The following is a 25,123-nucleotide window of genomic DNA, read 5'->3' on the forward strand; positions in this document are numbered from 1 at the left end:
GAACCGCTTTCTTCACCTTATACCTGTTCGTCGAACAGAAAACCTATGGTTTCCTTAAGCTTAAAATGAAGCCGCTGTAATTCCTCCGGCGGCAGCACTTTAATTACCTTATCGGTTTCAGGATCGATCACCTTGACCGTAACCTGGTGTGATTCATGATCTACGACGAATTTCAGCTTTCTGTTGAAAGCAAGACTGATTCTCTCAAGATCCGCGGTGGTAGTCTTGATATCTACCGCTTCCCGCTCTCCCGGTAATGTTGCTACAAATGTTTCTCTGGCGGCAGCGCGAGCCTCCGCCGACTGAACCTGCGTTTTCACAGATCCCCGGTCTTGCGGGAGTTCCTGGTACGGAAATCCGTTTCCGACACCGGTAATTGGCATACCCATGGGTACCTCCCTGTAATTCACGGACGATCCGGCTGTCTGCCCATGAAGCTCCTGTTATTCCCGCCTGCATCCGTGCCGGCGGACTTTTTTCAATTCTGGATAATCCCGCCCGGAAGGTTCTGCCGGCCTCCCGGAATCCAATATACAACAAATAAGCCGTAAAAATACCATTTTTATGACCTATGTATTATGTCTTTTCCGCGAATTCCTGATGAACCGCGGAAAACGGCGGAATTTCAGCGGGATCAGGCCGAAATTCTTCCGGTTTTTCAAAAAAAAGGACGGGGAAGGGCGCGACTTCCTCGTCCTGCGTTCCAAAAGACGACGTCCAGAAGTCTCTCAGTACGCGTACAAAAGCTTAGCCAAGCAGACTCAGTACGGACTGGGTGCGGGTATTAGCCTGGGCCAACATAGCCGTTCCAGCCTGGGACAGAATCTGATCCCTGGTGTAGTTAACCATTTCCGACGCCATATCCGCATCCCTGATCCGGGATTCGGCTGCCTGCATGTTTTCAGCAGCAATGGCAACACCCTGGGCGGCCATTTCAAACCGGTTCTGATACGCGCCGAGGTCGGCCCGCTGTTTGGAGACCTGCCGTAAGGCAGAGTCAATAGAACCGATCGCCTGATTAGCCGATTCGGGGGTAGCAATAGTTAAACTACCATCTTCGCCCTGAGCGCTCTGAAGGCCAAGAGCCATAGCGGTCATGGTGCCGATAAAGACCTGTTCGTTCTGGTCCATATTGGCGCCGATCTGGAACTGCATGACTCTATTGACCGCGGAATCCTGGGCAAACGCACCAGTCAGCATATTCATCCCATTAAATTGGGCGTGGCTCGCGATCCGGTTTACTTCGTCAATCAGCTGAGAGACTTCAACCTGAATCTGCATACGGTCTTCATCGGTATAGATACCGTTGGCGGACTGTACTGCCAATTCCCGTAAACGGTGCAGAATATCCTGGGTTTCCTGAAGATACCCTTCCGTTGCCTGAATAAAAGACACACCATTCTGAATATTACGCTCGGCCTGATTAAGCCCCCGGATCTGGCTCCGCATTTTTTCGGAGACCGCGAGCCCGGAAGCATCATCGCCCGCACGGTTTATCCGCTGGCCGGAGCTTAAGCGTTCAATGCTTTTCGCTACATCGGCCGACGTTACACCAAGCTGACGATTGGCATACATGGCGCTCATGTTGTGATTAATGATCATATAACCCTCCTTGCACAGGTAAGCGGCCGCTGTCCGTAGCAGCCGCCCGAACCGCACGACCGGTTCACCCGGCAGGACGTTCGCGCCGATCCTGCCGGATTTCCCGAAACGGAACGGACTGTCGATCGGGAAGGGGAGACCCCGCCCAATGAACAATCCGCACCGCCGTGCTTACCCGTAGAGGGTTTTTGTCAAAGAACCTGGGAAGTTACCGTATTTTTCAATACGATAACTCCCTCCGAAGAAATTGTACAAAGTACAATTTCTTCACGCTTGCTGATATTACAAATATAATATCGATACCGCGGAAAAACCATGGTATCAGGCTATTATAGTGTAACCGCCTACTGGAGAAGTTGCAAGACCGACGTTGATCTTTGGTTTGCCTGGGCAAGCATGGCAGTCCCGGACTGGACAAGAATCTGATCCCGCATGTACTCAACCATCTGGTTGGCCATATTGGTATCCCTGATCCTCGATTCGGATGCCTGCATGTTCTCCGCGCCCACATCGAGACCGACAATGGCGTGTTCCAGACGGTTCTGGTACGCGCCGAGGTCCGCCCGCTGCTTGTTGATGATCTTCAGGGCCGTATCAAGCACACCGATTGCCCGGTTTGCTTCTTCCGGCGTTTCCAGTGAAACGAAGGTCTGGTCACCGACATTGCGGATACCGAGGCCCGCGGAAGTCATGGTATGGATAAATACCTGTTCCCGCTGGTCCATGTTGGCGCCGATATGGAACCACATAGAACCGGTAACCATGTTTTCGCCGGTGGGCCGGGCAAAGCGGCCGGTGAGCATGTTCATGCCATTGAACTGGGCATGGCTCGCGATCCGGTCGACTTCGTCGACAAGCTGGGAAACTTCAACCTGGATCTGCATCCGGTCTTCATCGGAGTAGATACCGTTGGAAGCCTGTACCGCCAGTTCCCGGATTCTCTGGATGATATCCTGGGTTTCCTGGAGATAGCCTTCTGAGGTCTGGATGAAGGAGATACCGTTTGCGGCGTTGGCCGATGCCTGGTTTAACCCCCGGATCTGGCTCCGCATTTTTTCGGAGACCGCGAGTCCTGAAGCGTCATCGCCGGCACGGTTGATACGGAGTCCGGAGGAAAGCTTTTCCATGGACTTGGTAAGGTGGCTCTGGGTCACCTTGAGGGACCTGTCTGCGAACATAGCGCTCAGGTTGTGGTTGATGATCATGTCATCCTCCTTGATAACTGTTTCCGGACACATCCGTGCGTCCGGCGGAAGCATCCGTGCTTCCGCAGTAGGCATTGCTGCCTGGGTTGTGCGGTGTATCTTCCCGGAGAAAACTACCCCCGGTTCCGGAAAAGAGGGGTCCGCGGCCGCCTTTTTTCCCGGTGAAGATACCTACACAGTTAGTTTTTCGGCATATAGCCGTTAATTCTTTAGCTTTTTTTCATTCTTTTTGATTATTTTTCCATTTCCGTAATATCCAGTTTTTCCAGGGCCTTTTCCAGCGCTTTTATCCTGAATCCTTCGTAATTCAGCGGTCCCCGGAGGTGTTCCAGTATACGATGGTTTTTTCCGTACTGTTCCGCCAGAATCCAGTCTCCCAGGATGGAACTTTCCATATTTATGGTATAAACCGGTTCCGTTTTTCCCTTGGGGAAGAAGAGCAGCCGGTATCGGCAGGTTGAAAAGGGTGAATTCCGGTGTTCAGCGCTTTTCTGCGCCCTAAAGAGGGTGTTTTCCGCGTGAGGGAGACCTTTTTCCGGTCCAACCGCTGCCACAGCCCAGGAGTTAAGCTCGAACCGTTCCAGGGTTCCCAGGACGAGCTGCGCCCGCCATGCCAGATCCTGAACTGGTTCCATAGGTCTATACTATACCACGAAAGGCTTTGACAAGCCAGGTAAAATAATATATACATAATTTTCCGCTATTTTCAATTATGCTCAAATAGCTGCGAAATCTTCAAAAAAACCGAAAAATACCGGCGAATCGTATAATCTCCCGGATAACGATTCCGGATACACAAGAAATTGAATGTTTAAGAGGAATTTTACCATGGACACAACGGAAGTACGGCCGACAGAAAATAAAATGGGGACCATGCCGGTTAACCGGCTGCTTATATCCATGTCTCTCCCCATGGTTGTGGCCATGGTAATCCAGGCTCTGTATAATATTGTGGACAGCCTTTTTGTTGCCCGCCTGGGCGAGGACGCCCTTACGGCGGTTTCCCTGGCATTTCCCATCCAGAATGCCATGATTGCCATCGCCACCGGCACCGGGGTGGGGATCAACGCGCTGCTGTCCAAAAGCCTGGGGGAAAAAAACTTCAAGGAGGCCAACCGGACCGCCAACAACGGGATTTTTCTCGGTTTCCTGAGCTATCTCCTGTTCTTAGTGTTCGGACTCATAGGTTCCCGGTGGTTTTTTGCCATTCAGACCGATATCGGCCCGATCGTTGATTACGGGTTTGACTATCTGTTTATCATTACCGTGGCGGGATTCGGGGTTTTCGGGCAGATAACCTTTGACCGGCTTCTCCAGGCCACCGGAAGGTCCTTTTATACCATGCTTACCCAGGGAACCGGGGCAATTATCAATATAATCCTGGATCCGATTTTTATTTTCGGCCTCTTCGGGTTTCCCGCCCTGGGCGTTAAGGGCGCTGCCCTGGCCACGGTAATAGGGCAGTGGATCGCCATGGCCCTGTCAATTATTTTCAACCTGCGTTTTAACCACGATATACGGATCAGCCTGAAAGGGTTCAGGCCCAATCTTTTCACGATCAAAGGGATATATTCCGTCGGTGTTCCCTCTATAATTATGGCCAGTATCGGGTCGGTGATGAATTTCGGGGTAAATAAAATACTTCTGGCCCTCTCATCCACCGCCGCCGCGGTATTCGGGGTGTACTATAAGCTCCAGAGTTTTATCTTTATGCCGGTTTTCGGCATAAACAACGGGCTGGTGCCGATTATCGCCTACAATTTCGGGGCGCGGAAAAAAGACCGGATAAAAAAGAGTATTATCTGCGGGTTTGCCTATGCCACGGCTATCATGGTCTTGGGATTCCTGATTTTCCAGATATTTCCCGCCCGGCTGCTGGCGCTGTTTAACGCTTCTGACACGATGATTGAAATAGGGGTACGGGCGCTTCGGGTTATCAGCATCAGCTTTATCGGCGCTGGATTCTGCATTATAACCAGCACAGTGCTGCAGGCGCTGTTCAACAGCAAGCTCAGTATGTTCGTATCTATTGCCCGTCAGCTGGTGGTGCTCCTGCCCGCGGCGTTTATCCTGTCCGAAATCGGAGGGCTCCGTCTCGTGTGGTGGTCTTTTCCGATTGCGGAGATAGCGTCGGTCTGTCTTTCCGCCGTGTTTCTGAGGAAGGTTTACAATAAGGAAGTCAGGCACCTTTCTCCGGACTGGGCCGAGACCCCTATTTATCCGGAAAGCCGCCCGTAGCGGGTTTTTGAAGGGTAACCGGGAAAACAGCCGCTTTCCCGGTTTTCCGGACAGTTATTTAGGAATATTTATCAGGGGCCTTCTCGGGCCGGTGTTGACAATACTCATCGGTTTCTGGGCGTTTTTAGCCGCCGGCTTGCGGGCGGCGGGTTTGGCCGTCATAGGTTTTTTAGCCGCCGCCGGCTTCGCTTTAGCGGCGGGAGACGGTTTTTTCGCGGCGGGCTTTTTGGCCGCCGGTTTCTTAGCTGCCGCCGGCTTCGCTTTAGCCGCTGGGACCGCTTTTTTCGCGGCGGGTTTTTTGGGCGCCGGTTTTTTAGCCGCCGCCGGCTTCGGTTTCGCCGCGGGAGACGGTTTTTTCGCGGCGGGCTTTTTAGCCGCCGGTTTTTTGGCCGTGCCGGCCTTCTTCATGGCGCTGTCTTTAGCGGTTACCGGTTTTTTGCCGCCCTTTGCCGCGGGGGCCTTTGCGGCTCCGGGTTTCAGTTCGGCAAAATACTTGATGGTTTTGACCATCTGGGTGGTGTAGGACGACTCATTGTCGTACCACGCGACGGTCTGGACCTGGAACAGGTCGTTCCCCAGGGGAAGAACCAGGGTTTGGGTGGCGTCAAAGAGCGATCCGAAGGTCATCCCGACAATGTCGGAGGATACGATTTCCTCATCATTGTATCCGTAATTTTTCGATGCCTTCTTCTTCATCCACTCATTGATGCTCTTGGTGGTGATATTCTTGCCTTTCACCGCCGCTACAAGGATGGTGGTCGATCCGGTGGGAACCGGGACACGCTGGGCGGCTCCGGTGAGCTTTCCGTTTATCTCTGGGATAACCAGGCCGATTGCCTTGGCGGCTCCGGTGGCTACCGGCGCGATATTGGCCGCCCCTGCCCGGGACCGGCGGAATACGCCCTTGCGGTTGGGCGCGTCGAGGATTGACTGTTCCCCGGTATAGGCGTGGACCGTTACCATGATGCCGCTCTGAATGGGCGCGTATTTGTTCAGCGCGTCGGCCATGAGGGCCAGACAGTTGGTAGTGCAGGACGCGGTGGAGATAATCGTGTCCGTGGATTTCAGAATCCTTTCATTTACCCCGAATACCACCGTGGGAAGGTTATCCCCGGCGGGAGCGGAAATCACGACTTTTTTTGCCCCGGCTTTTATATGGGCCTGGGCTTTGTCTTTTGACGTGTAGAATCCGGTGCATTCCAGGACCACGTCCACGCTGTGTTTTTTCCACGGAAGTTTTGCTGCGTCCGTTTCGGCGTAAATTTTAATTTTCTTGCCACGGACGGTAATGGAATCGGGGCCGGCCTTTACCGTATTTGCATACTGGTACTTGCCCTGGGTCGTATCGTATTTTAAAAGATACGCCAGCATTTCGGGCTTGGTTATATCGTTGATTGCCACAATCTCATAACCCTTGGCACCGAACATCTGTCTGAAAGCCAGCCGTCCGATACGGCCGAATCCATTGATTGCTACTCGTACTGCCATGTAATTACCTCTTTTACTTTAGGTTTTTAATAATATTGGGATCGTGAAAAACAAACACGTCCCATAATTCAAGTATAGAACAGTTTTTATCTGTTTGCAGTTTTTTGAGAAAAAAATACTATATTTATGAGTAATTCAATGGGTTTTTTATTAATTCTGTAATTAAAATATTAAATTTGCAGGAAAATCAGCCCATGGACCCCGAAATTAGCGCGCTTTTCCACTGCCAGAGAATGGGACCCTGTTTCGCCCGTTCTTCCAGGGCTTTTTTTATTTTTTCAAAAGCGGCGCTGCCTATTTTTTTATGTATAAAGGAACCCCAGCTTGATTTCTCCGTGTCGAACCACAGCGAAAGATCCCGTTCTCCCAGGAGGCGTTCTTCTTTCTGGTCAATGAGTTCCACTGCGGTTTCAAAGCCGGCAGTCCGGAACGCCGACGCCAGGTCTTCCGGTTCCCAGGTCCAGCGGCGGGCGCCTCCGGTTTCATCGGCTTCCTCCGCCGGTCCGGCGGCGCCGAAAAAGGCATCCTCCGCTTCCCTGAGCAATGCGGCGGTATCCTCGTCAAGGCTGCCTTCGCTCCGGAGAATCCGGGAAATCCGTTCCCCGAGCCGGGGCGGCGATTTGAGGATGACCACCGCTCCTTCCCCGGAAAGCAGTTTCTTCGCCCGGAGGGCAAATTCAGAAAAAACTTCCCCGGGAGTATCCGTGCCGAATCCTTTCCGCCAGGGTTCCCGGGCGAGAATCCGGTCAAAGGTTCCGGAAGAAAACCACTCCGCCGCTTCATCCGGCAGGGGCAGGCCGGTTCCCGGGTAAACCGCGATTTCGGGCTGTTCCGTCTGGTCGAGAACCGCGGCGTACCGGAGGAGGGCATCCCTGGCGGTTTCGCTGTCCACCATGGCCGCGGTCAGGCCCTCGGGGGTGCGCCGGAGGGCTTCCCAGAGCAGCAGGCCGTCATTGGCCGCAGGAATAAGGATTCTGTGGTGCCGCACAATGGGGCACTTGTTTATAACCGCGTCGCGGTCGGAGAGGAGCAGGCCGCTTCGTCCCGATTCAAGCCGTTTGAACCAGCCTTCCTTTCCCTTTGACGACGCGGACCAGGAAAGGAACTCACCGTCCGCCCGGGTATCGCCCAGAACCGTGGCTGCCTGGAGTTCCCGTTTTCTGAGAACCTCATCCCGGATTTTCCCCTCGTATCCCACCACCGAGGGAATATAAAATGCCTTGCCCCGCAGGGCGGAGGGGAGGTACTGCTGGGCGGCCCAATGATCGCGGTAGGCGTGGGGGTATACATAACCGTCTCCGTGGCCGAACCCTTCCTTGTCGCGGCTGGCGTCCCTGAGATGGTTCGGGACTTCCGCGTCCTCCCGGTCCACTTCCTTCAACGCGTCAAAGAACGCCATGGCGGTGTTGGACTTCGGCGCCGTGGCCAGGTACAGCACGGCGTGGGCCAGGGGAAAATTACCCTCGGGGAATCCGATCCGCTCAAAGGCTTCGGCGCAGGAAATAACCACCGTAATGGCATTGGGGTCCGCCATGCCCACGTCTTCGCCGGCGAGGATTATCATACGCCGGAAGATAAATGAAGGATCTTCCCCGGCGCGGACCATTTTCGCGAGCCAGTACAGGGCGGCGTCGGGGTCGCTTCCCCGGATGCTTTTGATAAACGCGCTTATGGTATCGAAATGGTAATCCCCGTCCCGGTCATACAGCACCGCCCGGCGCTGGATGCTTTCCTCGGCGGCCTCAAAGGACACGGCGATTTCCGAACCCTCCGGGGGCGGCCACGACTGCGGACTGGTTTCTACCGCCAGTTCCAGGGCGTTGAGCAGGCTTCTGGCGTCGCCTCCGGCGACTTCCACCAGATGCTCCAGAGCTCCCGGGGCAAAGATAACCTTCCATTTTCCATATCCCCGTTCCGCGTCGGCTAACGTCCTGAGGGCGGTCTCCAGCAGATCCGCGGAAGCTAGGGGTTTCAGCTGAAAAATCCGGCTCCGGCTTACCAGGGCCCGGTTTACTTCAAAAAAAGGGTTTTCCGTGGTCGCTCCGACGAGGATTACGGTACCGTTTTCCACCCAGGGAAGCAGTGCGTCCTGCTGGGCTTTGTTCCAGCGGTGGACCTCATCCACAAACAGGATAGTCCGCTTGCCGTAGAGCCGCTGCCGTTCGTCGGAACGGTCTATGGCTTCCCGAATATCCTTGATTCCCGCGAGGACCGCGTTGAGGCTTTCGAAATATCCCCTGGTGGTGTTGGCGATTACCCGGGCCAGGCTTGTTTTGCCCGTTCCCGGGGGGCCGTAGAAAATTACCGATGAGAGCCGATCCGCCTGGATTGCCCGCCGGAGGAGTCTCCCGGGGCCGACAATGTGGTCCTGGCCTATTACGTCATCCAGGGTTCTTGGCCGCATCCGGTCCGCCAGGGGCCCCTGGGGCGGCCCCGAACCCTGGGCGCTGAAGAGTTCACTCATCCTGTCCGCCGGCCCGGAGAGCCGCCCGCCGAAGGGTTATTCCTCAGCATTCCATTCTTCATCCCGGTACGACCAGAGCCCGTCTTTCTGGGTTGAGGCAAAGAGCGTCTGTTCGGGATCGATGGCGAAGGGGGTCTGCATAAGGCTCCGTACCACGTGCCGGCCCAGGGTCGACCGGTACCGGGATCTGTTGGTAACCGTGGATGCATCCTCGCCGGGTTCCCGTAAAGTATAATCCGACAATTCCCCGGTACTGGTAAGAAGCATCTCGCGGTAACCGTAGGTGTAAGAACCGCTTTGGTAATCAATTCCCAGAAGCAGCAGATGCGTTCCGTTCTTTTCCCAGAGGGCAAGGGCTCCGGTAAACTTCATGTCGCCTTTGCTGATTTTTTGCGAGAACCCCGCGGTGGTTCCCGCGTATATTTTTTCATCGTTGGTAACCGCAAGAATCGTACCTTGTACGTTTATAATCCCGGTAATCAGTTGACTTATATCTGAACCGTCAATAGCCTGGGCCGCTGCCAGACCGGCTGCGCTGGTGGCTGAAAAGATACCCGCATCAAGGATCGAGATGTACAAATTTGGTCCTTCTATGGCGGCTCCGGTAAGGCGGCCGTTGGAGCCTAATCCTGTTTTAATCGGAACCAGGGATGTTCCGTTGTCGTACAGAATGGCATGGTCGTTGTTTCCGGTGTTCCGGGCTCCGATAAACAGCACCCCCCCTGCCGCGTAGGCTCCCTGCAGCACCGAATACTCGGTGGTATTGGCCAGGGCAACCCACGTCTGGGCATCGGCGGACTTCCACAGTTTTGTGGACCGGTAATCGGAACCATCCATAGTCAACGCGTATAAATGTGAACCTGTGGTCGCAATATCATGGACTTCCCCTTCGGGTTTAACATCCATCTTAGTCCATTCCGGTTTCCCGTTTCCTATGTCTTCATATACATAGAGGTTTTTTCTTCCGACGTAGAGTTTTGATTGGAATTCCACAATCTGGGAAGGGGCGCCCTTAATGAGCGGTTCCTTGGGTTCAACCTCATTTGAAATTTCATAAAAAATAGGATTCTGCCCGCACGCCGCAAAACAAAGAACGGCTATGCAGGCCAGGATCAGGAACCGCGCTCCCGGCAGGCGGGGGGATGCCGTTTTCTTATGTGTATGAATTATTCGTCGGATCATAAGTTTTTTCCTTAAAAATGGTATCTGGCGCCCACGGTGATGGTCAGGAAATTGCCGTGTACATTTTCTTCTTTGTTGCTTGTCCACTGCGGTACATACCACCAAGTGGTATTGAGCCCGAATGACCAGTCGCTGTTAAAGCGCCAGAACACCCCCGCCGAGGGCTTTATGTACATTCCGAAATATCCCCGGTCGAGGTATTTCTGGGGTGCAACCCCCGCCGCGAGGGTGAGGGGAAATTCAAAGGAATACAGCGTAAACTGGTACGTCGCCCGGATACCGATGGGGACAATATAGAGCATGTTTTCACCCAGGGTACTGGAGAACATACCGGATATTTCCCCTCCCACGGCAAAGCGGGAGGAAAAAAAGTAATCGTACGACAAGGTACCGGTTCCGCCGAGGCTCACGTTGTTATCTAAAGTTCCGGAATCGCCTACAAAGAAAAGCGGCAGGATTATCCCAAGGGAAATACCGAAAATCTGGTCGCCCCGGTTGTACATGGGCGTTTGAACCACCGACCAATCCGATTCCAGAGGGCCGCTGTCGTCATCCGATCCCGGAGAATCGGATTCCTGCGCAAAGACAGGAAGTGTTGTCGCTAAAAACAGCAGCGTCAAAAAAAGAGAAGCCGCCCTTCGCATGGTCATGCAAATACTCCTATTCTGTTTTCTTTACTATATCTGATGCTCCGCACCTTTTCAATTACATCGGGAAGGTTTCGATTTTAGAGTCCTTAACTGTAAGTTTCTGATGTACGGAAGTAACTAATCCCTTACATCAGAAACACTTACAATCGAAAATAACTAAATAATTTCAATTATTTAACTATAGAACATAGATCCATAGGCTTTGGTTACTATCTTATGGTATAAATAATTACTGCGGCTGCCGGAAATACCGGGAGCCATACCACGGTACCGGAGGAATTATGGCAGCGATAATAATAGATGGAAAAACGATTGCCCAAAAACAGCGAACCGCTGCCGCTGACAGAACCCGTCTGCTGCGGGACCGGGGCGTACATCCCTGTCTGGCGGTTGTCCTGGTAGGGGAGGACCCCGCCAGTATTTCTTATGTTACCGCCAAGGAAAAAGCCCTGGCGGAAGCGGGAATGGCCAGCCGGGATATCCGTCTTTCCGGGGATACCGGAGAGGCGGAACTTCTGGATCTGATTACCGGTCTCAACCGGGATAATTCGGTCCACGGCATCCTTGTCCAGCTGCCCCTTCCCAGGCATATAAACGAGAATAACATCATCCGCGCCATTGATCCAGGCAAGGATGTTGACGGATTTCACCCGGTTTCCGTGGGCAACATGGTCCTGGGGCAGCCCGGATTTCTTCCCTGTACTCCCAGGGGTGTCCTGGTTATGCTCAAGGAACTGGCGATTCCCACTAAGGGCGCCCATGCGGTTATCCTGGGACGGTCCAATATTGTGGGAAAACCCCTGGCAAATCTCATGATCAGGAAGGACTGCAACGCTACGGTCACCCTGTGCCATACGGGAACCCGGGACTTGGCGTACCACTGCCGGCAGGCGGATATCCTCATTGCCGCCGCGGGCTCTCCGGGGCTCGTTACCGCCGATATGGTGCGGGAAGGGGCGGCGGTTATCGACGTCGGGGTAAACCGGGTGGCGGATCCCGCCGCGAAGCGGGGATACCGGCTCTGCGGGGATGTGGACTTTGCGGCGGTTTCCGAAAAAGCCGGGTACATAACGCCGGTTCCCGGCGGGGTGGGACCCATGACCATTGCCATGCTGCTGCAGAATGTGCTCGATTCGGCGGAAGGGACCGCGGGGAAATGATCGATATACAGAATCAGGCCGACGAGCGGGACGTTCCCCTGGCAAAAGTCGGGGTCAAGGGCCTGCAGTATCCTATCAGGGTTCTGGACAAGGTTAATTCGGTGCAGTACACCACCGCCAAGGTCGATTTGTTCGCGGATCTCCCCCACCATTTCAAGGGAACCCATATGAGCCGCTTCATCGAGATCTTTCACCGTCATAAGGACGATATTTCCATGCCCCGGTTCCTGGAAATGCTCCGGGATATCCGCCGGGAACTCGACGCGGAATCGGCCTTCGGAACGGTGGCGTTTCCCTATTTTCTCGAGAAAAAAGCCCCTGTCTCGGGGCTGCCGGGGATGCTTTCCTACGAATGCCGGTACCACGGTTCTGTCAGATCCGACGGAAAGCACTTTACCGTAAGCGTTGCCGTGCCCGTAACCACGGTCTGCCCCTGTTCAAAGGCGATCAGCGACCGGGGCGCCCACAACCAGCGGGGAATCGTCACTGTTGAGGTTGAGCTGGGGCCTTTTTTCTGGATAGAGGACCTCATCACCATTGTCGAAAACGCCGCGTCCAGCCCGGTTTATTCCCTGCTTAAGCGGGAGGACGAAAAATTCATCACCGAGGCGGCTTATGACAATCCGAAGTTTGTTGAAGATTTGGTACGGGATGTGTATATTAAAATAAAGGAGCTCGAACAGTTTCCGCGCTTTTCAGTGGAGGCGGAAAATTTCGAAAGCATCCATAATCACAGCGCGTTTGCGTACGCCATGTACGATCCGCAGGCGGGAAAGGACGGAGAGTCTTTCCCAGAAGGAGAAAACCATGAATGATCTTATCCCCCAGAAAGATTACGTTCCCCGGGAAGTACTCGCCCGGCAGGGAGTTACCGCCGTTACCGGCCTTATCGGCGGCGGCGCCCTTTTGATCGTTAAGGCGCTGCCCTCGGTGGTCGGCATTGTTGCCGGAGCCGTTGTGGGTGTCGTCGGTATAGGGGCGCTGCTTTCCAAGGATCCCGGTGACCGGAAAGCTGGTCTCGTCATAACCGCTGCGGGCGCCCTGGGGATCCTTTCAAAAATACCGATATTCAGCGGAATCGCCGGCGGCCTCCTTACCGTCGGTGTTGTAGGTCTCCTCGGCATAGGTATCTGGAACGGTATCAAATTCATCAGAGGCCTCAAGGCCCGGACGTGACTTTTTTTTTCGAAACCTATGGGTGCCAGATGAATACCGCCGAATCCGCGGCGCTTCAGCTGGTGCTTAAGGAACGGGGATGGACCGAAGCCCCCTCGGGAGAAACCGCCGACCTGGTGCTGCTCAATACCTGTTCCGTCAGGGCAACCGCGGAAACACGGGTCATGGGCCGGCTCGATCTGTACAGAGCCCTGAAAAAGCAGAAACCCTTCACCCTGATTGTGGCGGGCTGCATGGCCCAGCGGATGGGAGAGTCCCTCAGGGAAAGGAACCCCGCGGTGGACTACGTCATGGGCACTGCCTCCCGTTCGGTTTTTCCGCAGATCCTGGCGGCGGCGGAGCAGGGCAGGGCCTTTGTTCCTTCCGATGAAGCGCCGGTTTTTTCATTTTCATCATCCCATCTTGAGGACGGCCAGTTCCGTTCATTCGTTCCAATAATGCACGGATGCAACAACTTCTGTTCCTACTGCATCGTTCCGTACGTCCGGGGCCGGGAGATTTCGCGGTCACCGGAGTCCATTGTCCGTGAGATCCGCCTCCTGGCGGAACGGGGTGTCCGGGAAATTACCCTCCTGGGGCAGAATGTCAATTCCTATAAATGGGACGGGGAGGGGCCTTCCCTGGAGTTTCCTGACCTACTGGAACTGGTGGCGGAGGAGTGCGGAAAGCTCCCTATCCGGTGGATACGGTTCCTTTCAAGCCACCCGAAGGATCTTTCCTCCCGGGCCATCCGGGTAATGGCGGACAATCCCCTGTTCTGCCGGCATCTCCATCTGTGCGTACAGCACGGGTCAAACGCCATCCTCGGCGCCATGAACCGGCGGTATACCCGGGAAAAATACCTCGACCTTGTTGCGGAAGTCCGGGAGGCCATGCCGGGGATATCCCTGTCCACGGATATTCTCGTGGGATTTCCCGGAGAAACCGAGGAAGACCTGGAACTGACCCTGGATCTCATGGAGCGGGTTAAATTCCTGTATTCCTATATGTACCATTATAATCCCCGGGAAGGGACCGCTGCCTGCGATCTTCCCGGACGTATCCCCGAAGAAATTAAACGGCAGCGCCTGGGCCGGGTTATTGAATTGCAGAAAGGGCACACATTAGAATTATTAAAGGAACGTATCGGATCCCGGGAGACCGTTCTTATTGAAGGAATTTCCCGGAAAAATGCCGATGAATTAATAGCCCGTACCGAACGGGACGAAATGGTGGCGGTTCCCGGCAGTCTTTCCCAGGTGGGATCCTTTGCCGAACTGACCCTGTCGTCCCTGCGGGGAAATACCTTCCGCGCAAAGGAGTTAGCATTATGCCCTGGCGACTGATCGGAATTATACTGTTATGCGGGATTTTTCTCGTATTCATAGGATTTAATCTGGAGAACAGCTGCAATATATCCTTCGGGTTTACGGTTGTCCAGAACGTGCCGGTGTATCTTACCGCCTTTACCGCCTTTGTCCTGGGCATGCTCTGCGCGATTCCCTTTGCCGTAGCCCAGCGCAGGAAAAAACAGCCCAGGGAATCCGCCAAAGCAAAAACCATTGACTCTCCGAAGACCGATACCCTTGAATCACTGAACATTTCTAAGGAAGATAAGAAAAAACAGGGCCGGAAGAAGAAAGATGATTCCATAAAAGTTACCGAACTCGATGACGGTTCCTATGGGATTGATTAGGTTTTTTAAAATCCGTTTTGCCGCCGTCCTCATCCTTGGGATTATCCCTTTTTCTGTCCTTTCCGGCCAGGAAGCGAAACTGTTCGCGTCCGAGATCCAGGAGCTTGAAAAAATTCTGGAGGGAAGCGCTTCGTCCGGGGCGGACCGCCGGGACGCGTATAAACGCATCGCCCGGCTTCTCCAGGCTGCCGGCAACATAGAAGGCGCCGCGGAGGCGTGGTCCGGCGCGGCCTACGCCGAGCAGGGCAAACGGGATGACGGGGCTCTTCTGTCGGCGGTCCGGTGCCTTATGGCCCTGGGTGAATGGGGAAAGGCCGAGGCGGGAGTTAAAGCGGTTCTCCTTACCGGCCGTGACCGGGGGAATCTGCTCACCGCCCGGTATCTCGGCGCCCAGGTAGAGGCCTTCCAGACAAAAAGCGGTGACCACTCAGCCCTGGCTTCATTTCTCGATGATCCCGATTACGAAGACCAGAAATCCATGACCTATTATCTGCTCTGGGTGGTGTCGGGTAACGAATCCTATAAAACGAAACTCCTCCGGGAATACCCCCGGAGCCCCGAAGCCATCGCGGCGGCGGATTCCCAGAATGACCGGGTAAGCGCCGCCCCCGGGGCGCTGCTTATTTTATTTCCCGGGAGAGACAGCATAACCCTGGGAACGCCCGTTCCTTCCGCTCCATCCGCGGAAAAGCCCCCGGAGACAACGGCTTCCGCCGGGCCCGCCGCCGCCCAGCCACCGGCACCAGAACCATCCCCGGCCGCCGCCGGTCCCCAGGCTCTCCAGGTAGGGCTCTACAGCAGGGAAGAGAACGCCAAAGCCATGGCGGCCCGGCTCACCGAAGCGGGATTCACCGCGTCCGTATCGGAGCGGCTGGTAAACAATAACCGGTACTGGGCGGTTACGACCCCTCCGGGCAGGGACTACAACGAGACCCTGCTCCGGCTTAAGGACGCGGGATTCGAATCATTTCCTGTTTTCTGATTTTCTTGGGGTTTGTCGCTTCCGGCCGGCTCAGGAACCGCTTCCGGTATCTTCCCGGTTTTCCTGCCCGGTATTGACCCTGGCCAGTGAAATGGCGGCTTCATGGAGATCCTGAATCCCCCGGGTTCCCAGCCTTACCCTGGTCAGGGTAAGGTCACCCGCGGTTCCGCGGTCATCTTCCTGCCCGGTTCCGGGCCGCTCAACCCGGTATACATCCCGGGTCAGGCCCGCGATATTCTCCGGCCGCAGTTCCAGCAGTTCTATAGAGCCCATCATGAAAAAAGTGTATCTTCCGCGCTGTACCAGAGCGCCGGTATGCAGTTCATAGGTTCCGTCGCTGCTGAAAACCATTTTCCCGATGGAGCCATCGTATTCTGAGCTGATATAGGGCGGAACCGGCGTCTGCTCCGCGGGGCTCCTCAGCTCCGCGATACCGGCCTTCCGGTAGGTGCCGTTCCACGGGGCGCTGACCCCTATTTTCAGGCGCACATCCTCGGAAACTTTGACCCTGATGCTTTCCAGGGTGGCCAGTTCGATTTCCAGGAACCGGCGCAGGGTGGTGACGGAAATATTCTGGCTTGAGATATACAGTCCGTAGCGGGTAGGGCTGGAATTGTGCCAGCTGAAGACCTGCTGGGTTTCGTCGGCGAAAAAGATAATCTCCCGGTTGTCGGGGTCAAAATAAATGTACTGCCGCTGGTCCAGGGTCCCCTCGGGGCTTACGTAATACCAGAGGCCGTCAATAAAATGCTCGAATTTATCCGCGGAACCGCTCAGCAGTTCCCGGACCTGGCGCTGCTCTATCTGGGTCCCCGGGATCCGGGCCACCCGCTGCTGTTCATACAGGCCGTTTACCGGATTGTACCGGTAGGTGGTTTCAATCTGGTCCAGAATATTGGAAGACTCGTAATCCCTGCTGTATGACAGTATGGTAAAACTTTCCCCGCTGGATAAACCCAGCTGGTAAGCGGTGCTCCGTCCGGTTTCATTGATCGCCAGAGACCCGTCGGCGTGGAGTTCCGCGATTTTTATAAAAGCCGGCTCCTCCTCGCCGGCTTCGGCCGCCGCCGCCCGGCTTTTCTGCAGAACCGTGAGGGTATGCTCCCCGGCACTGTTCATGCCCATCACGATGAGGCAGATGCTCCGGTCCCCCACCATATCCTGGGTAAACATGCTGAATGTACCGGGTTTTGTCACGGCGGTGGGCGTTTCCCAGATCCGGCGGTATCCGCCCTGGACCTCGTCGTAATCAATATATGAAATGTATACCGGACTCTCGATTTCCGTGAGCCTCCGGTAGGCGATCACCTGTTCTTCCTGGGGGTCGGCGTCGAAATTCTGGGAAAGCACCGAAACGAGGCTTTCGCCTTCCCGGAGGGCAACCTTTGACGAAATATCGTCTTCGTAGGCCATCCGCTCAGCGGTGCTGCCGGAACTGTAGACCTCATCGGAAGCCATGGCCTGGGGAATAATTACCCTGCTCTGGCGGTTTTCCTGGTTTTGTTTGTCTGTCGAAATCCGCGGATAGACGATAAGCCCGATTATAGCGAACACCGCCCCTATAAAAACAGAAATAGTTAGAATTTTTGTGGCTTTTCCGGTCATGTTTTTCCTAATGCGGCGTTTATCTTCTGCATTACGTTGTTCAGGGTCTCTTCAATACCGACATCACTTCTAAAACCCGCCGCCCTGGCGTGGCCGCCGCCGTTGAAAAACTGGGCGATTTTGGAAACATTCACGCTTCCCTTGGACCTCAGTGAACACCGGACCGGGCCTTGGTGGTTTTCTTTGATCAGAATTGAAACTTTGATATCCCGGCTTTTCAGCGGGATGTTGATGAATGACTCCGCGTCGTCAACGGTCGCCCCGGTAATGGTCAGATCCTCTTTTCTCAGTATCTGAACGGCTACCTGGCCGTCGGTGAGGAGTTCCAGCGTTGAAAGCACCCGCTGCTGCAGCAGGAGCGCCCCGGTGGAGGAACTTTCGTAGAGTTTTTCGTAAATAATATTGGGCACCGCCCCGGCTTCCGCCAGCAGAATTGCCGCCTTAAAGGTCCGCGCGCTGGTCTTGGCGTAGGCAAAGGACCCGGTGTCGTACACAATCCCGGTAAAAGCCGCCACGGCGGAGGATTTTTCAATGGTAACTTTAAACTTTTCCGCGATTTCCGCCACCATCTCGCAGGTCGACGAAGCGGTGCTGTCCACGTACCCGTCCAGGGAAGACAGAGGATTGAGTTCGTGATGGTCGATTATCAGGACCTTCTCCACAAAGGGGAGGACCTCATCGGAGATTTTTCCGATGTTGAACTCGTCGGAAGTATCCAGAATGATCATGACCGCCTTTTCAGGCAGCTGTTTACGCTTTGACTCATCCCAGGCGAACATTGATTTTTTGGGTATCATAAATTTGAAGCGCTCCGGGGCCGGAGCCGGATTTACGATAACCGCCTGTTTTCCGATTTTTTCGAGGACATCTTTTAGGAGAATCTCTGCGCCAAGTCCGTCTGCGTCGGGGTTGTCATGGGTGGTTAAAATAAAAGATTTATATTTTTTAATGAAATCCAGTGCCTTCTGCATCATACCAATCTACCATAACTCCCTGAGGTAGTATATTTACTTTACGGCATTCATGTAAGCCACTGCCGCGTTGCGCACCTGTGCATCAAGGCCCAGTCCGATAACCATGGCCTTCCATCCGGGAAAGTCGTCAATTTTAGCATACCGCAGCAGGCCCGATAAATCCTGTTCCTGAGCCGGGGAGGCGGCGATAACCCCGCCGCCGCTTATGAGCAGGGTATACACCATACGTCCCTGGGACGTTTGCTCCCGCCGCCGGTCCGCTTCCCGCAGAGCCGCGGCATAGTTGGCGGTGCCCCCCGCGGGTTTGATGGCGCGCAGCGCGTCCCGGGCTCCGGCTTTTTCATCATCCCCCCGGATTGTCCCGGAAAAAATAAGTTCCGGCCGCTCGGAAACGGTCCAGATGTTTAAATTATCACCATTTTGAAGCAAATCGCCGATAATAACGGTAGCAGCCCAATTAATTGCGGCGTCTTTGCTGTTATTTATTGCGGCGGAACTGTCGAAAATCAAATAAACGTCCACGGATTCGGTCCGGTTGTCGGCGGAATAGGCGGATTGTGTATACATTACAAAAATGCAAAGGAAAAAAAGTATTTTTTTTGACGGAAAAAAAGTCTTCATACTCATCATATTACCATATTTTTCAAAGTTTAACACAATTTTCTGCAAAAAAAATAAAAAAGACTTTACATTCTTTTGTGGATATTGCTAAGATATGAGATATTAATTACTATAAGTATCTGCAATAATTTTTTTTGAAAGGAGCCAAGGATATGGGAGCCATTGACCTGCCCAAGAGCCCTAATGTGTTTCACCCGGAAAAGCCGAGTGCCGTAGGTTCGAGGAATTCACTCGCACAGGAATACCGTGATCAGCAAAAAGAAGTTAACCAGCTTCTCGAGGAAGAAACTAATAAGGTTCTTCACCATCTTACCGCCAGACTGCCGAAGGACGTCCTTGAACGCCTCGATGTAATGGGCGGCCTTAAGGAAAAACTGTATAATTACTTCAATCAGAATTATCAGAACATGTTCAACCGTTACATGGTAACGAGTGAAGATGAAATGGTAAAGAAGATCCGTAATTATATTGACAAGGAAGAAACCAAGGTCCTTGCCCGGTATACTCCTAAGGAAATTGCGGACCTCCTGGATCAGGTCGGCGGCGCCGATAAGTTCAACACCGGCGAAATCGAAAAATCCATGGTCAATATGTACGGCCACCTGCAGGGACACATCCAGCGGGGCGTCAACGACCTGGAAAACCTGACCAACAGCCTGCTCCGGCAGAAAACCGATACCGGTGCCTTTATCCGCGGCGAAAACGCCTATTCTATTGTTAAATGTTCATTCAAAGACAACCTCAACAAACCCAAGACGGTTACCGATGTTAAGCTTTCTGTGAACATTCTCGATTCCGAACTGATCAGCCCTATTTTCCATTACCAGTCCACCGTTGAATTCCTTATCAAGGATCTCCTTTCCAAATACATCATCGATTCCCTGGACAAGGAAATCGAGAAGATGAAGGATGAACGCATCGACCAGGGGCTGGAAGAGCTGTCGGACAGCGAGATCATCTTCAAGAAGATGAACAAGATTGAGGATTACACCGACGACAAGATCGATGATCCCAAATCCAAGCGCTACGGCATCATCGCCAAAAACCTTATGGAACGGATCGCCGACCTCCGGGCGGAAATTGATCCCGAAACCTTTGATCAGCTGAACATCCGGGAAAATCTTAAAAAGATTATCGATATGGAAAATATCCGCAACCGGGGATTCAACACTGCCATCAACTCCATCACCTCCATCCTGGATACCTCCAAAATGGGGTACCAGTATATCGAAAACCTTAAAAACGCCCGGGAACTCATCATCCGGGAATATGAGGAAACCGATACCGCCCATCTTCCGGACGAACGGTATTCAATCAAAATGCGGTATTACGACAATGCCCAGCTGATTGAGGAACGGAAAGCCTACGATGTGCAGATGAAGAGCTTTGAAACCGAAGTAGGGCACCTCTGGGACATCCTGGAAGTCATCTACGAGGATGATAAGCCCATGTTCGGCGTAACCGATTACAAAGACCTCGCGGCGAAGAAGAAAAAACGGATCCGCAAGCTTATCAAGGAAAAATCCGGCGAACCCATGTACGAGGATATTGCCAAGGTATGGGACGAGATTTCCTTCGTGAAAGCCGCCGAAACCGAAGTTGAACGGATGAACCGGACCTATCTCTACGAAAAAGACCGGCTCCGCCAGCGCATCATCCTGATGCGGAACAAGATGAAGGGTATGTACGATTACCGGTACCCCATCGAACGCCGTGTTATGGAAGACCGGTTAAGCAACCTGGAACGGGATTACTACAAGTTTGACTACATGATCAATCCCTACCACATTCAGCCCGGACTGCTTCTGGATGTGGACATCACCTCCATCAAGCGGAAAAAGGCTACCCTGGACGCGATGGCCAACGTACTCAATGAGTTCCTCCACGGCGTTTCCAAGGGATTCCAGGATGCGGCGTTCGCGTCCTTCAGCCGGCGCCGGTCCACGGTCCGCCAGGACATCAACCAGTCCTTCTCGGAAATGCCCGCGGAAGGCGAAGGGGAGGCCGGCGGTGCCGGACAGGCGTATCTCGATATGCTGAACACCGACAGCTCCGCCAGCATCAGCGCTCCGGCGCTGGCAGCCCCGGCTAAGAAAGGCCGCGCCAAAGGCGGAATGGTAGACGCCAAACCCGCTAAAAAAAGCGCCGCCAAGAAATCCGGAAGCAGCCGCCGGGGGGGCAGCGCTCTTAAGGAAATCTAATACATAATCGGTTTGTAACCGAAACGCCCCCGATTTCGGGGGCGTTTTTTCTAGGAGGCCAAAATAATATGACTAAGGACATGACCAATCTTGAAGTGCTTTCCACCCGGGCGGGATTCAACTCTGCAGTGCGGCATATAAAAAAGACAATCAGCATAATTGAGTCCGTGGGGGTCAATAAGAACCTTGCGGATCTGCTGTTTGAGCTCGGGGATGAGGAAGTCAGCGGCGACCGCATAGCACTCCTGCTGCGGATACTCCTGGTGGATAAACTCGGGTATAAAGCGTTTTCAACTAACCTTTCATCGGTGATTGAAGATCCTACCGCTTTGTCCCAGGAATTCGTCAAATGGAAAGCCGTGGATCTGGTCGTTGCCTATCAGCATCCTGATATGGGCCTTCTTGTGGCAAACCCCAAGATGCCCGAGGAGCTGGCTTCCTTCGGGGCTCTCAGAAAACGGGAGCTCCTGGTTATCTACGCCGGAAAAGCGAACAAGCCCGCTGATGAACTGTGCCAGAAAGCGGCCGAAACGGCGGCGCAGCTGTTCGAAGGGCAGAAACCGAAAATTTCACCGGCCCTGTATAAAGGCAATTTTACGGTAAAAAGTCTGAAAAAGACCCCGGAACCCAAAACAGCAGCTCCCAGGGTAAAAAAAGCGCCCGTCCGGGCGCCGAAACGTCCCGTCCGCAGCGGCAGGTCCGCCGTTCAGGCGGCTAAAATTAAGGAAACTGTCCGGGTGGCGGCACCCGCGGTAACGTCCGCGGCCCCCGCACCGGTTGCGAAAGGACCGGTCAGGATGACTCCCATGTACTCAGTGGTAGTCCAGAATGAACTGTTCCATAACGGAAATGTCGAAGCCTGGAAGAAAATAGTAGCCAGTTACAAAGCAAAATACCCTCAATTGGAAGTATACATCTATTATGACGGAGAACGCATCCTCGATATAAATTCACTCTTTAAATGGGGAAAGGTCAAACACGGCAGTTCTATTCAGTTCGCCGTGGCGGGCACGGATATAAAGGATGTGGCAAAACTGCAGCGTTATCTTATCCAGGGAGCGAGCCATCAATTTGAAGCATTCCTCCATGGCCCTGTTAATAACGTATTGAAACTATTCTGATTCATAAGGAAAGGTACTGCTATGGATAAAAATATTCATTTTTTCAGTCAGATAGATGTGATTCCCAAAAAAATAGACCCCGAATTGCTCGGTATCCGGGGCCGTCAGGCAAATGAATTTGCCGAACTGGGATTTCCTATCCTCCCGGGCTTTATCATTGATTCACAGCTTGCCGCTGATCTCGATGAAACGGATATAAAAAAAGATATCAAGCAGATGCTGGATAAATGCGCCGGTATCGTGGGAAAATCCTACGGGGACCCTGAAAACCCCATGCTCGTCAAAATAGTTATTTCTTCTAATCTGGCGGTTTCGAATTATCCAACTCTGCACAACTTCGGCCTTGTGAAACCGACTATCCCGGGTTTCGCCAAATGGGTCGGAAAAACCTTCGCCGCCAATGAGGTGCTCTTTCTGGTGCGGGGGATGCTCAAAATAGAAGAGCAGATCATGGAATTCAAGGGCCTTACCGCGGAACGAAAGAAAATTCTCGACCAGCTCAAGGCCCTTGGAAAGGAAATCAGTTCCGACCGCCCGTCAAAGGACGCGGAGGCAATCATGGACCGGTACGCTCCGTTCCTTCCCTCGGGGTACTTTGATTCCGCCGACGGCCAGCTTATGCTGACCTTAAAGGAAATCTCAAAGCTTCTCAGTATGGATGACCAGAACGACCGTGATACGGCTCTGATGATTCAGCCCATGGTGTACGGCAACTACGGCAAAGATTCCTGCTCGGGCAATTTCTTCAGCCGCAATGTCGTGACCGGCGAGAAAAAACTACAGGGTGAATTCTACCGGGAGAAATTCAACGAAATCGGCGCCACCGGCCAGGGTATAGAGAAAATCGGACCGAACCATCTCAAGGAACTCCAGCGTATCGCCTGGACCCTGGAGGACAGATTCAAGGAAATACGGCAGGTCCGGTTCACCGTGGAAAACGGAAAACTGTGGCTCATAGAGCAGCGCCTGGTGGACCAGAAATCGACCCAGGCCGATATCCGGCTGCTTCTGGATCTGGCAAAACGTAAAATCGTTGACAACGCCTACGTTGTTAAGGCAATCGAGCCCCTCAGGCTCAATGAGATACTCCATCCGATTATCGATACCCCCAGTATCAAGGGGCTAAAAAACTGGAGCGGCGGCATTGCCGGAGCTCCCGGCGCCGCCATCGGACGGGCGTATTTTACCACCGACGGACTTCTGGAAGCCCGGAAGCTGGCCATGCAGAAAGGGGAGGACGACCGGTTTATCCTGGTTATGCCTTCAACCTTTGCGGAGGATGTTAAGGCTATCGAGGTTTCCACGGGGGTTCTGTCCTGCGAAGGGGGCTTCTCCGCCCACGCCTCGGTGGTTGCACGGCAGTACGGCAAGGTTTCCCTGGTTGCCCCGGCCATGTCGATCAAAGGCAAAAAGGCTACCCTGGGAAACATCAGTTTTTCGGAAGGGGATTATATCACCATAAACGTTCCCTATTACGGGGAGTCCACGGTCTATCTCGGAACCGCAAAGCTGATCGAGCCCAATCCCAGTGAATCGGGACTCCTGGAGTTCATCGGGATAACCAAATCCTTTATCAAGGAATTCCATGTCCGGGCAAACGCGGAAAGCCCCAAGGACGCTCTCCTGGCCCTGTCCTTCGGCGCCGAAGGCATCGGGCTCTGCCGCACCGAGCATATGTTCTTCGGAGCGGAACGGATCAATGTGTTCCGGGAGATGATCCTGTCGAATTCTCCCCAGGAGCGCAAAAAAGCCCTGGATAAGCTCCGGCCCATGCAGCGGAACGACTTCTACGGCATTTTTAAGGCCATGGCCGGCAAAGAGGTTACCATCCGGCTTATGGACGCGCCTCTGCACGAATTCCTTCCCCATAATAACGATGAGCTTACCGCGTTTATCAAATATCTTGAAAAAAGCAAGAAAACGAAGGTTGCCAAGGCGGATATCGTCGCCGCGATTGATTCTCTGGAAGAATTCAATCCGATGCTCGGGCACCGGGGCTGCCGGATCGCCGTATCCTACCCGGAAATTTACGCCATGCAGGTCCAGGCTATTTTTGAGGCGGTCTACAAGCTTAAGAGTGAGAAGGTGGACGTCCGCCCGGAAATCATGGTTCCCATCGTAATGAACTCCTCGGAGCTCAAACTTATCGCCTACGGCAAGAAAATCGAAGGTACGTCGTATACCGGTATTGTGGATGTGGAGGAGAAACTCCGGGCCGAAAAGAAGGCCAAGGCTGTCCCGTATCAGATCGGTACCATGATTGAGCTTCCCGCGGCTGCCCTCGGCGCCGGGGATATTGCCAAATACGGCCAGTTTTTCAGCTTCGGGACCAACGACCTTACCCAGACGACCCTGGGAATCTCCCGGGATGATTTTACCGGGTTTATGCCGGATTATACCCTCTTTGATCTCATCATCGGAAACCCCTTCAGTACCCTTGACCCCCGGGTAAAGGAACTGATTGCCCTGGCGGTTGAACGGGGCCGGCTTACCAGGCCGGATCTCGTCTGCGGTCTCTGCGGTGAGCACGGGGCAAACCCCGGCAATGTCCGGTTCTGTATGGACGCGGGGCTCAATTACGTTTCCTGTTCATCCTATTCAGTTCCCATAGCGCTCCTGGCGGTTGCCCAGGCGGAGCTGGAAAAAGCCGAAGCCGGAAAGTAAACGGCAAACAATAATTCAAAGCCCCGGTCAGCAGGCCGGGGCTTTTTGCTGCCCCTGCGGCTGTTCCGCCGGGATAAAAAAAGACCGGCGTACAAGCCGGTCTCCGTATGCGTTT

Annotated in this window: 21 protein-coding genes; 10 read left to right on the forward strand and 11 right to left on the reverse strand. The window is 53.8% G+C overall.

The annotated features are described in order from the left end of the window. Positions 1–17 precede the first annotated feature (17 nt). The 4 genes from JFL75_RS01000 to JFL75_RS01015 form a co-directional block, all read right to left on the reverse strand. The gene (locus JFL75_RS01000) at positions 18–389 is read right to left on the reverse strand and encodes a flagellar protein FlaG (protein ID WP_215624839.1); all 372 of its coding nucleotides are present in this window, start codon (positions 387–389) and stop codon (positions 18–20) included. Between the two features lie 358 nt (positions 390–747). Next, positions 748–1,602, reverse strand: a complete 855-nt coding sequence (locus JFL75_RS01005; RefSeq protein ID WP_215624840.1) for a flagellin N-terminal helical domain-containing protein — start codon at positions 1,600–1,602, stop codon at positions 748–750. 344 nt (positions 1,603–1,946) lie between these two features. After that, the gene (locus JFL75_RS01010; protein ID WP_215624841.1) at positions 1,947–2,807 is read right to left on the reverse strand and encodes a flagellin N-terminal helical domain-containing protein; all 861 of its coding nucleotides are present in this window, start codon (positions 2,805–2,807) and stop codon (positions 1,947–1,949) included. Between the two features lie 233 nt (positions 2,808–3,040). Further along, positions 3,041–3,442 (reverse strand): hypothetical protein, encoded by a 402-nt coding sequence (locus JFL75_RS01015; protein ID WP_215624842.1) that lies wholly within the window; start codon positions 3,440–3,442, stop codon positions 3,041–3,043. A 193-nt stretch (positions 3,443–3,635) separates the two neighbouring features. On the opposite strand from JFL75_RS01015, the gene JFL75_RS01020 reads away from it, so the two are divergent. Further along, positions 3,636–5,045: an MATE family efflux transporter gene (locus tag JFL75_RS01020; RefSeq protein WP_223292738.1), complete on the forward strand. Its 1,410-nt coding sequence runs from the start codon at positions 3,636–3,638 to the stop codon at positions 5,043–5,045. A 54-nt stretch (positions 5,046–5,099) separates the two neighbouring features. On the opposite strand, the gene gap is transcribed toward JFL75_RS01020, so the two are convergent. From gap to JFL75_RS01040, 4 genes are all read right to left on the reverse strand, one after another. Then, complete coding sequence (gene gap, locus JFL75_RS01025; RefSeq protein ID WP_215624843.1) at positions 5,100–6,533, reverse strand: type I glyceraldehyde-3-phosphate dehydrogenase; 1,434 nt, start codon at positions 6,531–6,533, stop codon at positions 5,100–5,102. A 187-nt stretch (positions 6,534–6,720) separates the two neighbouring features. Then, positions 6,721–8,997 carry an AAA family ATPase gene (locus JFL75_RS01030; RefSeq protein ID WP_215624844.1) on the reverse strand — a complete coding sequence of 759 codons (2,277 nt, stop codon included), beginning with the start codon at positions 8,995–8,997 and terminating at the stop codon, positions 6,721–6,723. Between the two features lie 36 nt (positions 8,998–9,033). Beyond that, the gene (locus JFL75_RS01035; protein WP_215624845.1) at positions 9,034–10,179 is read right to left on the reverse strand and encodes a hypothetical protein; all 1,146 of its coding nucleotides are present in this window, start codon (positions 10,177–10,179) and stop codon (positions 9,034–9,036) included. An 11-nt stretch (positions 10,180–10,190) separates the two neighbouring features. After that, positions 10,191–10,829, reverse strand: a complete 639-nt coding sequence (locus JFL75_RS01040; RefSeq protein WP_223292739.1) for a TP0733 family outer membrane beta-barrel protein — start codon at positions 10,827–10,829, stop codon at positions 10,191–10,193. A gap of 281 nt (positions 10,830–11,110) precedes the next feature. On the opposite strand from JFL75_RS01040, the gene JFL75_RS01045 reads away from it, so the two are divergent. From JFL75_RS01045 to JFL75_RS01070, 6 genes are read left to right on the forward strand one after another with little or no spacing between them, the layout of a single operon-like run. Further along, complete coding sequence (locus JFL75_RS01045) at positions 11,111–11,989, forward strand: bifunctional 5,10-methylenetetrahydrofolate dehydrogenase/5,10-methenyltetrahydrofolate cyclohydrolase (protein ID WP_215624846.1); 879 nt, start codon at positions 11,111–11,113, stop codon at positions 11,987–11,989. Then, entirely contained in the window at positions 11,986–12,804 is an 819-nt protein-coding gene (gene folE2 / locus JFL75_RS01050) for a GTP cyclohydrolase FolE2 (protein ID WP_215624847.1), read from the forward strand. Before JFL75_RS01045 ends, folE2 begins: the two co-directional genes overlap by 4 nt. After that, positions 12,797–13,165 (forward strand): hypothetical protein, encoded by a 369-nt coding sequence (locus JFL75_RS01055; RefSeq protein ID WP_215624848.1) that lies wholly within the window; start codon positions 12,797–12,799, stop codon positions 13,163–13,165. Before folE2 ends, JFL75_RS01055 begins: the two co-directional genes overlap by 8 nt. Then, a complete protein-coding gene (miaB, locus tag JFL75_RS01060) occupies positions 13,162–14,490 on the forward strand; it encodes a tRNA (N6-isopentenyl adenosine(37)-C2)-methylthiotransferase MiaB (RefSeq protein WP_215624849.1) in 1,329 nt (442 codons plus the stop codon). Before JFL75_RS01055 ends, miaB begins: the two co-directional genes overlap by 4 nt. Further along, positions 14,475–14,840: a hypothetical protein gene (locus JFL75_RS01065; RefSeq protein ID WP_215624850.1), complete on the forward strand. Its 366-nt coding sequence runs from the start codon at positions 14,475–14,477 to the stop codon at positions 14,838–14,840. Before miaB ends, JFL75_RS01065 begins: the two co-directional genes overlap by 16 nt. Further along, positions 14,827–15,822: an SPOR domain-containing protein gene (locus tag JFL75_RS01070; RefSeq protein ID WP_215624851.1), complete on the forward strand. Its 996-nt coding sequence runs from the start codon at positions 14,827–14,829 to the stop codon at positions 15,820–15,822. Before JFL75_RS01065 ends, JFL75_RS01070 begins: the two co-directional genes overlap by 14 nt. Positions 15,823–15,852: 30 nt before the next feature. Here JFL75_RS01070 and JFL75_RS01075 read toward each other — a convergent pair whose 3' ends face one another. From JFL75_RS01075 to JFL75_RS01085, 3 genes are read right to left on the reverse strand one after another with little or no spacing between them, the layout of a single operon-like run. Beyond that, a complete protein-coding gene (locus tag JFL75_RS01075) occupies positions 15,853–17,427 on the reverse strand; it encodes a pallilysin-related adhesin (RefSeq protein ID WP_215624852.1) in 1,575 nt (524 codons plus the stop codon). Further along, positions 17,424–18,401, reverse strand: coding sequence for a DHH family phosphoesterase (locus JFL75_RS01080; protein WP_215624853.1), 978 nt, complete (start codon positions 18,399–18,401; stop codon positions 17,424–17,426). The genes JFL75_RS01075 and JFL75_RS01080 overlap by 4 nt, the downstream gene beginning before the upstream one ends. 33 nt (positions 18,402–18,434) lie before the next feature. After that, on the reverse strand, positions 18,435–18,968 hold the full coding sequence (locus JFL75_RS01085; RefSeq protein WP_215624854.1) for a vWA domain-containing protein: 534 nt from the start codon (positions 18,966–18,968) through the stop codon (positions 18,435–18,437). 206 nt (positions 18,969–19,174) lie between these two features. Here JFL75_RS01085 and cfpA point away from each other — a divergent pair, with 206 nt between their 5' ends. From cfpA to JFL75_RS01100, 3 genes are all read left to right on the forward strand, one after another. After that, entirely contained in the window at positions 19,175–21,223 is a 2,049-nt protein-coding gene (gene cfpA, locus JFL75_RS01090; RefSeq protein ID WP_215624855.1) for a cytoplasmic filament protein CfpA, read from the forward strand. A 68-nt stretch (positions 21,224–21,291) separates the two neighbouring features. Beyond that, a complete protein-coding gene (locus JFL75_RS01095) occupies positions 21,292–22,344 on the forward strand; it encodes a hypothetical protein (RefSeq protein WP_215624856.1) in 1,053 nt (350 codons plus the stop codon). 21 nt (positions 22,345–22,365) lie between these two features. Further along, positions 22,366–25,008: a putative PEP-binding protein gene (locus JFL75_RS01100; protein ID WP_215624857.1), complete on the forward strand. Its 2,643-nt coding sequence runs from the start codon at positions 22,366–22,368 to the stop codon at positions 25,006–25,008. Positions 25,009–25,123: the final 115 nt, after the last annotated feature.

Source organism: Breznakiella homolactica (genome assembly GCF_016616095.2).
In the GTDB taxonomy this organism is placed as follows: domain Bacteria; phylum Spirochaetota; class Spirochaetia; order Treponematales; family Breznakiellaceae; genus Breznakiella; species Breznakiella homolactica.